General features: G+C 67.9%; 14 protein-coding genes. 8 read left to right on the top strand and 6 right to left on the bottom strand.

Annotated features, from left to right (window positions below; translation table 11 throughout):
• The first annotated feature begins 362 nt into the window (after nucleotides 1–362).
• From lpxK to adk, 4 genes are all read left to right on the top strand, one after another.
• Nucleotides 363–1,391, top strand: coding sequence for a tetraacyldisaccharide 4'-kinase (gene lpxK, locus MBR110_RS05250; RefSeq protein ID WP_059475728.1), 1,029 nt, complete (start codon nucleotides 363–365; stop codon nucleotides 1,389–1,391).
• Nucleotides 1,372–1,575 (top strand): Trm112 family protein, encoded by a 204-nt coding sequence (locus MBR110_RS05245; RefSeq protein ID WP_006750935.1) that lies wholly within the window; start codon nucleotides 1,372–1,374, stop codon nucleotides 1,573–1,575. Before lpxK ends, MBR110_RS05245 begins: the two co-directional genes overlap by 20 nt.
• Before the next feature lie 111 nt (nucleotides 1,576–1,686).
• Nucleotides 1,687–2,478, top strand: coding sequence for a 3-deoxy-manno-octulosonate cytidylyltransferase (gene kdsB / locus MBR110_RS05240; RefSeq protein WP_014723514.1), 792 nt, complete (start codon nucleotides 1,687–1,689; stop codon nucleotides 2,476–2,478).
• Nucleotides 2,479–2,685: 207 nt separating this feature from the next.
• Entirely contained in the window at nucleotides 2,686–3,348 is a 663-nt protein-coding gene (gene adk, locus MBR110_RS05235) for an adenylate kinase (RefSeq protein WP_034192639.1), read from the top strand.
• A 149-nt stretch (nucleotides 3,349–3,497) separates the two neighbouring features.
• Here the strand turns inward: adk and MBR110_RS05230 are convergent, their stop codons facing one another.
• Nucleotides 3,498–4,340, bottom strand: a complete 843-nt coding sequence (locus tag MBR110_RS05230) for a SirB1 family protein (protein ID WP_011885813.1) — start codon at nucleotides 4,338–4,340, stop codon at nucleotides 3,498–3,500.
• Between the two features lie 8 nt (nucleotides 4,341–4,348).
• The gene (gene murJ / locus MBR110_RS05225) at nucleotides 4,349–5,899 is read right to left on the bottom strand and encodes a murein biosynthesis integral membrane protein MurJ (RefSeq protein ID WP_011885814.1); all 1,551 of its coding nucleotides are present in this window, start codon (nucleotides 5,897–5,899) and stop codon (nucleotides 4,349–4,351) included.
• A gap of 304 nt (nucleotides 5,900–6,203) precedes the next feature.
• On the opposite strand from murJ, the gene rpsT reads away from it, so the two are divergent.
• Nucleotides 6,204–6,476 carry a 30S ribosomal protein S20 gene (rpsT, locus tag MBR110_RS05220; protein ID WP_006482211.1) on the top strand — a complete coding sequence of 91 codons (273 nt, stop codon included), beginning with the start codon at nucleotides 6,204–6,206 and terminating at the stop codon, nucleotides 6,474–6,476.
• Nucleotides 6,477–6,616: 140 nt separating this feature from the next.
• On the opposite strand, the gene MBR110_RS05215 is transcribed toward rpsT, so the two are convergent.
• Complete coding sequence (locus MBR110_RS05215) at nucleotides 6,617–6,937, bottom strand: DUF3579 domain-containing protein (RefSeq protein WP_011885815.1); 321 nt, start codon at nucleotides 6,935–6,937, stop codon at nucleotides 6,617–6,619.
• A gap of 414 nt (nucleotides 6,938–7,351) precedes the next feature.
• Here MBR110_RS05215 and argF point away from each other — a divergent pair, with 414 nt between their 5' ends.
• Nucleotides 7,352–8,281 (top strand): ornithine carbamoyltransferase, encoded by a 930-nt coding sequence (argF, locus tag MBR110_RS05210; protein WP_011885816.1) that lies wholly within the window; start codon nucleotides 7,352–7,354, stop codon nucleotides 8,279–8,281.
• Between the two features lie 114 nt (nucleotides 8,282–8,395).
• On the opposite strand, the gene murB is transcribed toward argF, so the two are convergent.
• On the bottom strand, nucleotides 8,396–9,445 hold the full coding sequence (murB, locus tag MBR110_RS05205; protein WP_011885817.1) for a UDP-N-acetylmuramate dehydrogenase: 1,050 nt from the start codon (nucleotides 9,443–9,445) through the stop codon (nucleotides 8,396–8,398).
• A 134-nt stretch (nucleotides 9,446–9,579) separates the two neighbouring features.
• Here murB and MBR110_RS05200 point away from each other — a divergent pair, with 134 nt between their 5' ends.
• Entirely contained in the window at nucleotides 9,580–10,065 is a 486-nt protein-coding gene (locus MBR110_RS05200) for a YajQ family cyclic di-GMP-binding protein (protein WP_011885818.1), read from the top strand.
• A gap of 84 nt (nucleotides 10,066–10,149) precedes the next feature.
• On the opposite strand, the gene plsY is transcribed toward MBR110_RS05200, so the two are convergent.
• On the bottom strand, nucleotides 10,150–10,788 hold the full coding sequence (plsY, locus tag MBR110_RS05195) for a glycerol-3-phosphate 1-O-acyltransferase PlsY (protein WP_011885819.1): 639 nt from the start codon (nucleotides 10,786–10,788) through the stop codon (nucleotides 10,150–10,152).
• A 176-nt stretch (nucleotides 10,789–10,964) separates the two neighbouring features.
• Complete coding sequence (ybaK, locus tag MBR110_RS05190; RefSeq protein WP_011885820.1) at nucleotides 10,965–11,456, bottom strand: Cys-tRNA(Pro) deacylase; 492 nt, start codon at nucleotides 11,454–11,456, stop codon at nucleotides 10,965–10,967.
• Nucleotides 11,457–11,700: 244 nt separating this feature from the next.
• On the opposite strand from ybaK, the gene MBR110_RS05185 reads away from it, so the two are divergent.
• Nucleotides 11,701–13,263 carry a class I adenylate-forming enzyme family protein gene (locus MBR110_RS05185; RefSeq protein WP_011885821.1) on the top strand — a complete coding sequence of 521 codons (1,563 nt, stop codon included), beginning with the start codon at nucleotides 11,701–11,703 and terminating at the stop codon, nucleotides 13,261–13,263.
• Nucleotides 13,264–13,265: the final 2 nt, after the last annotated feature.

The following is a 13,265-nucleotide window of genomic DNA, read 5'->3' as shown; positions in this document are numbered from 1 at the left end:
TGTTTCCACATTCCGACAATCGTCCGGCAAAACCATTTGAAAAGCCCGGAAAAAGCCAGACGATTCTTCGCAACGCATTGATTTTTATATATTTTTAAACCTTGCAAGGCGATTCGGAGTCGATTCGATGTCCGTCCGACGGGCATTCGGCGGGAGCGGACGGGGAGTTCTTCACAGAGTTGTCCACAGGCCACCTCGATCCGGCCCCACCAGCGGCGTCGGGCGGCGGCGCTTGCCGCGTGCGCCTGCGGCGCGCTAGAGTGCCGCCTTCCGAAGACCTAGCGGCATCCGCCGCCCAACGGAGCATCCGTGTTGACGAATCCGTTCCACGCCGCGGCGCACGACACGCCGCGCCCGGCCCGATGAGCGCCCGCGGCGGCCCGCTCGCGCGGCTCGAAGCGCGCATCACGCGCGAATGGCAGCGCCGCGGCGCGCTCGCGTGGGCGCTCACGCCGTTCGCGTGCGTATTCGGCCTGTGCGCGGCGCTGCGCCGGACCGCGTACACGCAGGGCTGGAAGCAGCCCATCGACGTCGGCGTGCCGGTCGTCGTGGTCGGCAACGTGACCGTCGGCGGCACCGGCAAGACGCCGACCGTGATCGCGCTCGTCGATGCCCTGCGCGCGGCCGGCTTCACGCCGGGCGTCGTATCGCGCGGCTACGGCGCGAACGTGCAGGCGCCGACCGCCGTCACCGCCGCGTCGCGCGCGAGCGCGGCCGGCGACGAGCCGTTGCTGATCGCCCGCCGCACCGGCGCGCCCGTGTGGGTGTGCCCCGACCGCGTGGCGGCCGCGCAGGCGCTGCGCGCCGCGCATCCGGAGGTCGACGTGATCGTCAGCGACGACGGGCTGCAGCACTACCGTCTCGCCCGCACGGTCGAACTGGTCGTGTTCGACCACCGGCTCGGCGGCAACGGCTTCCTGCTGCCGGCCGGGCCGTTGCGCGAGCCGCTGTCGCGCCATCGCGACGCGACGCTCGTCAACGATCCGTACAGCGGCGCGCTGCCGCCGTGGCCCGACACCTACGCGCTCGCGCTCACGCCGGGCGCCGCATGGCATCTCGACCAGCCGACGCTGCGCCGTCCGCTGTCGCAGTTCGCGAACGAGCGCGTGCTCGCCGCGGCCGGCATCGGCGCGCCCGAGCGCTTCTTCGCGACGCTGCGCGCGGCCGGCCTCACCCCGGCGACGCGCGCGCTGCCCGACCATTACGCGTTCGCCGACAATCCGTTCGTCGACGACGCCGTCGACGCGATCCTGATCACCGAGAAGGATGCAGTAAAATTGGGCGCTTCCTGGCGCGACGCTCGGCTGTGGGTCGTCCCCGTCGAAGCCGCGCTCGATCCTCGCCTCATTGCCCTCGTTGTGGAGAAACTCCGTGGACGCTCGCCTGCTTGAAATTCTTGTGTGCCCTATCTGCAAAGGCCCGCTCCACTATGACCGTGCCGCGCAGGAGCTGATCTGCAACGCGGACAAGCTCGCCTACCCGATCCGCGACGGCATCCCCGTGATGCTCGTCGACGAAGCGCGCCAGACCGTCGAAGGCACACCGGTCGATCCGGCCGGCCCCGCCGGCAGCTGAACGCCGCTACGGCGCACGACCGCGGCCCTCCGCGGTCGTACGCGCCGAACCCTGCCGGGCCACCCGCATTCGACGCGCCGCCCGCCCCGCTCTTCTCTTCGCCCCGTTCCGATGACTCATCCGCAGCCCTTCATCGCCGTCATTCCTGCCCGGCTCGCGTCGACGCGCCTGCCGAACAAGCCGCTCGCCGACGTCGGCGGCAAGCCGATGGTCGTGCGCGTCGCCGAGCGGGCCCGCGAAGCCGGCGCCCAGCAGGTACTCGTCGCGTCCGACACGCAGGCCGTCCTCGACGCCGCGCGCGATCACGGTTTCGACGCGGTGCTCACGCGCGCCGACCATCCGTCCGGCACCGATCGGCTCGCGGAAGTCGCGGCGACGTTCGGATGGCGTGACGACACGGTCGTCGTCAACGTGCAGGGCGACGAACCGCTGATCGACCCGACGCTGGTGCGCGACGTAGCGTCGCACCTGGCCGCGCATCCGGACTGCGCGATCGCGACCGCCGCGCATCCGATCCACGATGCGGCCGACGTGTTCAACCCGAACGTCGTGAAGGTCGCGCTCGACGCGCGCAGCGTCGCGATGTACTTCTCGCGCGCGCCGATTCCGTGGAGCCGCGACGCATACCAGCCGCACTGGCCCGACGTCGCGGCGATGCCCGCACCGGCCTTTCCGGTGTATCGGCACATCGGTCTCTACGCGTATCGCGCGCGCTTTCTGCGCACCTATCCGTCGCTCGCGCAGGCGCCGATCGAGCAGGCCGAGCAGCTCGAACAGCTGCGCGCGATGTGGCACGGCGAACGCATCGCGGTGCTGATTACCGAGCGCGCACCCGAAGCCGGCGTCGATACGCCGGCCGATCTCGCACGCGTGCAGGCCCTTTTTCGGCCGAGTTCAAAATAACCCGTGGCATAATCAGGCGATTGTGCGAGCCGTCCGCGACCCGCGCGTCCTCGCTTGACCCCGCCGCGACCCGTGCCGGCAGCCGCGCGTCGCCATCGCCGACGCGCCGCGTCAGACCGGTCCGCCGCGCACCAGGCAAGCCCCGCGCACGTTATCGCCGACGCTTGAGCGTCTCGCCACACGAATCTACATACCGGAGATATCACCATGCGTTTGATCCTGTTGGGCGCGCCCGGCGCGGGAAAGGGCACCCAGGCAAACTTCATCAAGGAAAAATTCGGCATCCCGCAAATCTCGACGGGTGACATGCTGCGTGCGGCCGTCAAGGCCGGCTCGCCGCTCGGCGTCGAGGCGAAGGGCTACATGGATGCCGGCAAGCTCGTCCCCGACGCGCTGATCATCGGCCTCGTGAAGGAACGCCTGAAGGAATCCGATTGCGCCAACGGCTACCTGTTCGACGGCTTCCCGCGCACGATCGCGCAGGCCGACGCGATGAAGGAAGCCGGCGTCGCGATCGACTACGTGCTCGAGATCGACGTGCCGTTCTCGGAAATCGTCGAGCGCATGAGCGGTCGTCGCACGCACCCGGCATCGGGCCGCACCTACCACGTGAAGTTCAATCCGCCGAAGGTCGAAGGCCAGGACGACGTGACGGGCGAGCCGCTGATCCAGCGCGACGACGACAAGGAAGAAACCGTCAAGAAGCGCCTCGAAGTGTACGAAGCGCAGACCAAGCCGCTGATCACGTATTACGGCGACTGGGCGCAGCGCGGCGAGGAAAACGGCCTGAAGGCGCCGCAGTATCGGAAGATCTCGGGCCTCGGCAGCGTCGAGGAAATCCGCGAGCGTGCGTTCGACGCGCTGAAGTAAGCAGCACGATCGGCCGTGAGCCGCAAGCCGCCCCGTCGGGGCGGCTTTTTTTCGACCGTGGCGGCCGGCATCGGGCCGCGATGCGCGGCGTGCCGCGTTCGGCGTTGTGCGCGCTACCATTCTCCGCAGCCGAGCGGGCGCGTGCAGCGTCAGTCTTCGCCGTCGCGCTGCATGCGTTGCCGCAGCTCGCTCACCTGCGATTCGACGACGGTCGCGTCGTCGGCATCGGGCCGTTCGCCGAGATACTGCTCGAGGTCCTCGAGCGCCGGGCGCAGGTAATCGAGCCGCGCATACGCGAAACCGCGGTCGCGCACCTCGTCGAGCTGTTCGGGCAGCAGGATCACGAGCCGCTGCTGCACCGCGAGCAGCCGCTGCCAGCGTTCGGTCTGCAGATAGATCGTCTTCAGGTTGCGCAGCATGCGCGCGATGATCTCGCGGCTCGTCGCCGGCTGCAGCAGCGCGCGCAACGCGCTGTCGACCGCGCCCGCCGCCCGCGCGACGTACGGCTCCAGCATCTCGACCATTTCGGCTTCCGACAGCGAATGGCCGTTGGTCGGATCGATGATCAGGTCGCCGTCCGGCAGCGTCACGCGCAGCAGGAAATGGCCGGGAAACGATACGCCGCGCGCCGGCACGCCGATTTGCTCGGCGAGCTCGAGATACAGCACCGACAGCGAGATCGGAATCCCGCGGCGGCGTTTCAGCACCGCGTTCAGGTGGCTGTTATCGGGGTCGTAATAATCGTTGTGATTGCACGCAAAGCCGAGCTCGCGAAAGAAGAACTCGTTGAGCGCGGCGACGCGGTCCTTCAGCCCCGTATCGTCGGTGAGCCGACGGCGCAGCCGCGCGGCGAGCATGTCGATCTCGGCCAGCGTGCCTTGCAGGTCGAGGTCCGGATACGCGTCCTGGGCGAGCGACAGCGCGGCTTCCGTGACGGGCAGACTGTCGTCGTCCGCCACGAGCGTGCTGAAGTAATCAAGGACGCGGGTCATTGCGGTGGTCACTTGGCGCGCCTTTTGAAGTAAGCGTATTTGAAGCCCATCACCCACAACATACCGAAATATAGTGCAGCGAACAGCACGAGGCACGCGGCCATCAGCGCGATGCGATCGAGCGGCTGCGCGCGCATGCCGGTCCAGTCGAAATTGATCGCGCACCAGTGCATCAGGCCCGCGAGCACGAGCGCGGCGCCCGTCAGCTGCACGAAGAAACGCAGCCAGCCCGGCGACGGCTGATAGATGCCGCGCTTGCGCAGGCCGAAAAACAGCAGCAGCGAATTCAGGCACGCGCCGACGCCGATGCTCAGCGTCAGACCCGCATGGCCGATCAGCGGCACGAACACGTAGTTCGAGATCTGCGTGACGATCAGCACGATGATCGCGATCTTCACCGGCGTCTTGATGTCCTGCTTCGCGTAGAAGCCCGGCGCGAGGATCTTGATCAGGATGATGCCGACGAGGCCGATCCCGTAGGTCGCAAGCGCGCGCGACACCATCGTGACCGTGTGCGCGTCGAACTTGCCGTAGTTGAACAGCGTCGCGGTGAGCGGCGTCGCGAAGAAGAACAGCGCGAGCGCGCTCGGCGCGGCGAGCAGGAACGTGACGCGCAGCCCCCAGTCGAGCAGCGCGGAATATTCGTGCGTATCGGCATCGACGTGCGCCTTCGACAGGCTCGGCAGCAGGATCGTGCCGAGCGCGACGCCGAGCAGCGCGGTCGGGAACTCCATCAGCCGGTCCGCGTAGTTGATCCACGATACCGCGCCCTGCCCGAGCCGCGATGCGATGTTGGTGTTGATGATCAGCGACAGCTGCGCGACCGACACGGCGAAGGTGGCGGGCACCATCTTCGCGAGCACGCGCTTCACGCCGCGGTGACGCAGCGCGCGCACCGGGTTGAGGCCGATCAGCGGCACCATGTCGATCTTCTTCAGGCCCGGCAGCTGCACGATGAACTGCAGCACGCCGCCCGCGATCACTGCCCACGCGAGCGCGAACACCGGCACCTTCAGGTGCGGCGCGACGAACAGCGCCGCCGCGATGAACGCGACGTTCAGCAGCACCGGCGCGAACGCGGGCAGCGAAAAGCTCTTGTAGGTGTTCAGCACGCCGGACGCGAGCGTCGTCAGCGAGATGAACACGATGTACGGGAACATGATCCGCGTCATCGTGACCGCGAGCGGGAACGCCTGCCCGTCGGCGTGCAGGCCGGACGCGACCGCGAACACGACCCACGACGCGCCGGCGATGCCGAGCACCGACAGCGCGGCGAGCGCCCACGCGAGCACGGTCGACATCGCGTCGACGAGCGCCTTGGTCGCGTCGTGCCCCTGCTGGTTCTTGAACTCGGCGAGGATCGGCACGAACGCCTGCGAGAACGCACCTTCGGCGGACAGGCGGCGCAGCAGGTTCGGAATGCGGAACGCGACGTAGAACGCGTCGGTGTATTGACTGGCGCCGAACGCACGGGCGATCAGCGTCTCGCGGGCCAGTCCGGTCACGCGCGACAGCAGCGTGAAGCCGCTGACCGTCAGCAGGGCTCGGAATAGATTCATGAGGCGCTTATTATACGGGGCTTGTGTGTGCCGGCACGGACGGATGCGGAAAAGCGCATGCCGCGCGCGGCCTCTCTCGGGCGCCAGTCACTTCCGGCTTGCCACGCACTTGATTTTGTTGCTATAATCGCCGGTTTCTGAGCCTGTTACATGCACGGCGCCTGTCGTTTTCATGTCTCGGCCTCGGTTAAAATCACCGTTTTTTTATGCGCCCCTGGGCAATCGTTCTCAGGGGACGGATCGAAAAGCAGCGCTTGGCCGTCAGGCTCCAAGCTCTGGAAACAGGACAGGATAAGGAACCGTCATGGCTAACTCCGCACAAGCACGCAAGCGCGCCCGCCAGGCCGCGAAGGCAAATTCGCACAACTCGGCGCTGCGCTCGAAATTCCGCACCGCGATCAAGTCGGTTCGCAAGGCTGTTGAAGCCGGCGACCAGGCAAAGGCTGCCGAGCTGTTCAAGGCTGCCGTGAAGACGATCGACACGATCGCCGACAAGAAGATCGTTCACAAGAACAAGGCCGCTCGCAGCAAGAGCCGCCTCGCCGCAGCCGTCAAGGGCCTGCAGGCAGCAGCGTAAATCCGGTGTGCCCGCTTCGGCGGGCGCCCTGTTTCCTGCGATCGTGAAAAAGCCCGCCTAGGCGGGCTTTTTTGCTGTGCGCGCGCCGCGCGCGTCGGGCCGCATGGGCACCACGCGCAAGCAGGCGTCGCGCGCCTCGCTCACTTCTTGTCGTTGTAGTCCGGCAATTCGCAGGCTTCGGTCACGACGAGGTTGTTGTCCTTCGCGAAGTTGAGCACGAAATCGAATGCCATCGGCTCGATGTCGCGCAGCCGCGAATCGAGAATCACGCATTTCAGATCGCCGAGCATCGTCGGGCGCACGTACAGCGAATACTTCAGCCGTGCATTCGGTCCGCTTGCACCGGGCCCGAAACAGGCCATCACGCCGGCCAGACGCTCCGACCAGTCGCTCGGGCGAAACTTTTTCCCGTCTTTCGTGATGCCCTGGATGAAGAATTCGGTCGGAGGGGTTTCAGCCATGTGGTTACCCAAGTGACGGCCCGGCAATGCCCAGGCGACGCTGCCTGGAGATGCGAACACGAGCTGGAGTGGACGGCGGCGCAGATGCTCCGACATCCCGAAAAGAGGCCGTCGCGCCATGCCGCCAGCGCGCCGCACCGGATTTGTGCAGCGCACCCGCTTGTGTCCGGCAGTACGCGAAGAGGCTTGTCTGCCGGGCTGGAGAAAACTTTTGAATTATACCGCAGCGCGCCATCGCGCGTCGTGCCGAGCCCCACTGCCCGACTCGCGGCCCGTGCGCGCGACGATCGCTCCCCGCTTTTCGCCACGGCTCGTCAAAGCACAGAAAATCCATTATGCTGCTTTGAGTTATCCACATCCGACGGCGGCGCCGTCCGGCTCCGCTGCCGGGTGAGACCCGCCGTATTTCGTTTCATGACCGCCAAAACCATTCGTCACTACCTGCAGTTCAAGGATTTCTCGCTGGAAGACTACGAGTACGTGCTCGAACGCACGGGTATCCTGAAGCGCAAGTTCAAGAACTACGAGACCTACCATCCGCTGCACGATCGCACGCTCGCGATGATCTTCGAGAAGAGCTCGACGCGCACGCGGCTGTCGTTCGAAGCCGGCATCTTCCAGCTCGGCGGCCACGCGGTGTTCATGAGCACGCGCGACACGCAGCTCGGCCGCGGCGAGCCGGTCGAGGATTCCGCGCAGGTGATCTCGCGGATGGTCGACATCATCATGATCCGCACGTTCGAGCAGGACGTGATCACGCGCTTCGCGCAAAACTCGCGCGTGCCGGTGATCAACGGTCTGACCAACGAATACCATCCGTGTCAGGTCCTCGCCGACATCTTCACGTACTACGAACACCGCGGCCCGATCGCCGGCAAGACGGTCGCGTGGGTCGGCGATGCGAACAACATGCTGTACACGTGGATCGAAGCCGCGCAGATTCTCGGCTTCAAGCTGCGCCTGTCGACGCCGCCGGGCTATGCGCTCGACATGAAGCTCGTGTCGCCCGACAGCGCGCCGTTCTACGAAGTGTTCGACGATCCGAACGAAGCGTGCAAGGGCGCCGATCTCGTGACGACCGACGTGTGGACGAGCATGGGCTTCGAAGCGGAGAACGAAGCGCGCAAGCAGGCGTTCGCCGACTGGTGCGTCGACGAGGAAATGATGGGCTATGCGAACGCGGACGCGCTGTTCATGCACTGCCTGCCCGCGCACCGCGGCGAGGAAGTGACGGCCGGCGTGATCGACGGGCCGCAGAGCGTCGTGTGGGACGAGGCGGAAAACCGCCTGCACGTGCAGAAGGCGCTGATGGAGTTCCTGCTGCTGGGCCGCCTCAAGCACTGAACGCAGCAGCCGCATCGCCGCGCAATGCAGCACGTGCGAACGAAGAAGCGCCGATCGTCGATCGGCGCTTTTTTTCGCCGCGACAGCCCACGCGCCGCGCGACCCGAGGCCGCGCTACAGGCAGACGGGTTCGGGCTCCAGCTCCACACCGAAGCGCACGCGCACGTCGTGCTGGATCGCCCGCGCGAGCGCGAGCACGTCGACGCCGGTCGCGCCGCCGCGATTCACCAGGACGAGCGCCTGCCGCTCGTGTACGGCCGCCGCGCCGAGCGCGCGCCCTTTCCAGCCGCACTGGTCGATCAGCCAGCCGGCCGCGAGCTTCACCTGGCCGTCCGGCTGCGGATACGACACGACGTCCGGCGCGCGCGCGCGCAATGCATCGAATTGCGCGGCGTCGATCACCGGGTTCTTGAAGAAGCTGCCGGCATTGCCGAGTACGCGCGGATCGGGCAGCTTCGCGCGGCGGATCGCGACGACCGCATCGAACACGTCGCGCGGCGTGGCCGCGTCGGGCGCGATGCCGCGCGCGTCGAGTTCGCGCGTGACGTCCGCGTAGCCGAGCCGCGGCGTCCAGCGCTTGGGGAGCCGGAACGTCACCGCGACGATCGCGAAGCGGCCGCGCCCGTCCCGCTTGAAGAAGCTATCGCGATAGCCGAACGCGCAGCGCGCGGCGTCGAAGCGCTCGCTGCGTCCCGTCGCCAGCTCGACCGCGATCAGCGAGTCGAAGTACGCCTTCATCTCGAGGCCGTATGCGCCGATGTTCTGGATCGGCGCCGCGCCGACGGTGCCCGGAATCAACGCGAGGTTCTCGAGCCCCGGCATCCCCTGCTCGAGCGTCCACGCGACGAACGCGTGCCACGGCTCGCCGCCGCCGGCTTCGACGTACCACGCGTCGTCGTCCTCGCGCACCACGCGGCGGCCGCCGATCTCGTCGAGCAGCACGACGCCGTCGAAATCGCGCGTGAACACGACGTTGCTGCCGCCGCCGAGCACGAGCTGCGGCAGCGACGCGACGCGCGGATCGCGGTGCAGCGCCTCGAACTGCGCGGCGTGCGTGATGCGCGCCGCATAGCGCGCGGTCGCGGCGATGCCGAACGTGTTGTGCGCGGCGAGCGGATGGTCGGGAAGCAGCGACAGCGGGGAATCGTCAGGAGGCATCGGCATTCGCGTGGCGTCAGCCGGGCGGCCGGACGGCCGGCCTTGGGCAAACGCAGGGGCATCGGTAAAATGGCAAACAGTCCGCAATTATAGCGAGTGCCCGCGCGTGAGCCGGGCGCCGCACCTCAAGGGAGAATGCCATGCCATCGTTCGACGTCGTTTCCGAAGCGAACATGATCGAAGTGAAGAACGCCATCGAGCAGTCGAACAAGGAAATCTCGACACGCTTCGACTTCAAGGGCTCGGACGCGCGCGTCGAGCAGAAGGAGCGCGAGCTGACGCTGTTCGCCGACGACGATTTCAAGCTCGGCCAGGTCAAGGACGTACTGATCGGCAAGCTCGCGAAGCGCAACGTCGACGTGCGCTTCCTCGACTACGGCAAGGTCGAGAAGATCGGCGGCGACAAGGTCAAGCAGATCGTCACCGTGAAAAAGGGCGTGACGGGCGACCTCGCCAAGAAAATCGTCAGGCTCGTGAAAGACAGCAAGATCAAGGTGCAGGCGAGCATCCAGGGCGATGCGGTGCGCGTGGCCGGCACGAAGCGCGACGATCTGCAGAGCGTGATCGCGATGCTGCGCAAGGACGTGACCGACACGCCGCTCGACTTCAACAACTTCCGCGACTGAGCGACGTCGCCGGCCGCCAAGTCGGCCGGCCGCGCACACCGGCTGCCGCACCGCGCGGCAGCCGCGACGCCTCGACACCGCGCGTCAGACCTTTCCGCCGCCTTGCGCGCCGCCGTCGGCCGCAGCCTTCTTCTTGTCGCCGATCCGGCTCTCCTGCCCCGCCAGCAGCTTCGCGATGTTGCCGCGGTGACGCCACACCAGCAACACGCTCATCGCCAGCACCGCCCAGGCGATCGGATTGTTGCGCGTGCCGAACAGGAACACGTCGAACACCGGCGCGAATACGGCGGCCACCAGCGCCGCGAGCGACGAATAGCGGAAGAAGAACGCGACGATCAGCCAGGTCAGCGCGGTCGCGAGGCCGAGCACCGGATGCACGGCCAGCAGCACGCCGGCAGCGGTCGCGACGCCCTTGCCGCCCTGGAAGCGGAAGAACACCGGATACAGGTGACCGACGAACACGGCGATGGCGACCCATGCGACGGCGACGTCGGGCATCCCGAAGTGCCGCGCGAGCCACACGGCGAGCCAGCCCTTGAACGCGTCGCCGACGAGCGTCAGGATCGCGGCCTTCTTGTTGCCGCTGCGCAGCACGTTGGTCGCGCCGGGATTCTTCGACCCGTACGAACGGGGATCGGCCAGGCCCATCGCGGCGCTGACGATGACGGCGAACGACACCGAACCGATCAGATAGGCAACAAGTGCGGCGAGCAGGATCTGCATGCGGAGAACTCTTCTTTCAACGTATCGATGATGGGGGCGGCCGGGCAGGCACGCGCGCCGCGCGGTGAAGCGCGGCCGCGTTACACACGAGCCGCGGCGGCCGGCCGGGCGGGCCGACCGGCCGAAACGGCGCCCATTCTACCGAACGTGCAGCGCGTGCGACGAAGGTGAAACCCTCAGTCGACGCTCGCGCACTGCACGGGCGTCGCGCCGAGCAGCGTCGTGAGCACCGCCGGCGCGAGGCTCACGAGATAGCCGCGGCGGCCGCCGTTCAGATAGATCGTCGGCAATTCGAGGATGGTCGACTCGACGTAGACGGGCATCGTCTTGCGGGTGCCGAACGGCGACGTGCCGCCGACCAGATAGCCCGAGTGGCGGTTCGCGACGTCCGGCTTGCACGGCTCGACGCGCTTCGCGCCGATCTGCCGCGCGAGGTTCTTGGTCGACACCGTACGATCGCCGTGCATCAGCACGATCAGCGGCTTCGCGTGCTCGTCTTCCATCACGAGCGTCTTCACGACGCAGTGCTCGTCCACGCCGAGCTGGCGCGCCGACTCGCCGGTGCCGCCGTGCTCGACGTAGTCGTACGGATATTCGTCGAACGCGACGCCGTGGCGGCGCAGCAACTGGGTCGCGGGGGTTTCGGACACGTGTCTGGATTTGCTCATCGCCGCATTTTAATGGCGAACGACCGGCATGCGCGCCATTGCGCCATCGCACGATCGCGTGCGGACGTCGGCGGTATACTCGCGGCCCGCTGGCGCAGCCCAGCCGGCCGGCCGCTGCGCCATCATTGCGGACATCGCGACGCGCTATTGACCGAACGGCCGATTGTGGCGGCCCGGCCGCCATGGCACGATCGTTCGCAACGCTGCCCGCGCCGCTGCCCGTGCCCTTCTTCATGGAGACGTCATGTCCTCGTCCGTTCGCTCATCCGCGCCGCCCGACGTCGCGGCCCTGCTCGCCGCGCTGCCCGCTCGCATCGCCGACGTGCCCGCGCTGCGGGCCGCGCAAGCGCCCACGCACCCGGCGCTGATCGAGGACGCGCGCCGCCTGTCGTACGCCGAACTCGCCGAGGCCGTCGACACGGCCGCGGCCCGGCTCGTCGCGCTCGGCGTGCGCGGCGGCGATCGCGTGATGATCGTCGCGGAAAACAGCGTCGCGCAGATCGTGCTGCTGCTCGCGGCCGCGCGCGTCGATGCGTGGGCGCTGGTGTCGAACGCGCGCCTGGCAGCCAGCGAACTCGACGCGATCGCCGCGCATGCGCGCCCGAAGCTGATCGCGTTCGCGACCGAAGCCTCGCCCGATGCGCGCGCGCATGCCGCGCGCTACCGCGCCGCGCCCGCCGACGCGCTGCCGATCGACATCGGCGCGTGGTCGCATCACGTCGACGCCGACGCGCCGGCCGAACCGGTCGCGGCCGACGGCGCCGCTCAGTGCGCGGCGCTGATCTACACGACCGGCACGACGGGCGCGCCCAAAGGCGTGATGCTGTCGCATCGCAACCTGCTGTTCGTCGCCGCGACGTCGAGCGCGCTGCGCCGCGTGTCGCCCGACGACGTCGTCTATACGGTGCTGCCCGTGTCGCACGTGTACGGGCTCGCGTCGGTCTGCCTCGGCAGCCTGTACGCAGGCGCGACGCTGCGCCTCGCGCCGCGCTACTCGCCCGAAGCGGTGCGCGTCGCGCTCGCGGACGAACGCGTGACGATCTTCCAGGGCGTGCCCGCGATGCATGCGAAGCTGCTCGAGCACTTGCACACGCACAGGCACGCGTGGCGCGCGCCGCGGCTGCGCTTCGCGTATTCGGGCGGCTCGCCGCTCGACGCCGACCTGAAGGCGCGCGTCGAGCGCGTGTACGGCGTGCCGTTGCACAACGGCTACGGAATGACCGAAAGCAGCCCGACGATCACGCAGACGCCGCTCGACGCGCCGCGCGCCGACTGCTCGGTCGGTACGCCGATTCCCGGCGTCGAGATGCGGATCGTCGCGCCGGACGGCGCCGACGTGCCGCGCGGCGAGGTCGGCGAAATCCGCGTGCGCGGGCCGAACGTGATGCTCGGCTACTACCGCAACGCGGACGCGACGCGCGCGGCCGTGTCGCCGGACGGCTGGCTGAGCACCGGCGATCTCGCCCGCCAGGACGCCGACGGCGCGGTGACGATCGCGGGCCGCAGCAAGGAGCTGATCATCCGCTCGGGCTTCAACGTGTATCCGGTGGAGGTCGAACAGGTGCTGAACGCACATCCGGACGTCGTGCAGGCGGCCGTCATCGGGCGCGCGGTCGATGGCAACGAGGAAGTGCTCGCGTTCGTCGAGCTCGCGCCCGGCGCGACGGCGGCCGACGCCGAACTGCATGCGTGGTGCGCGCAACGCCTCGCGCCGTACAAGCGCCCGGCCCGCATCCGCGTGCTCGACGCGCTGCCGGCCGCCTCTACCGGCAAGGTGCTGAAACACCGGCTGCGCGACCTCGCGTAGCG

It is taken from the genome of Burkholderia sp. MBR-1 (assembly GCF_013822785.1).
GTDB classification, from domain to species: domain Bacteria; phylum Pseudomonadota; class Gammaproteobacteria; order Burkholderiales; family Burkholderiaceae; genus Burkholderia; species Burkholderia vietnamiensis.
This window is presented reverse-complemented; position numbering and strand designations above follow the sequence as displayed.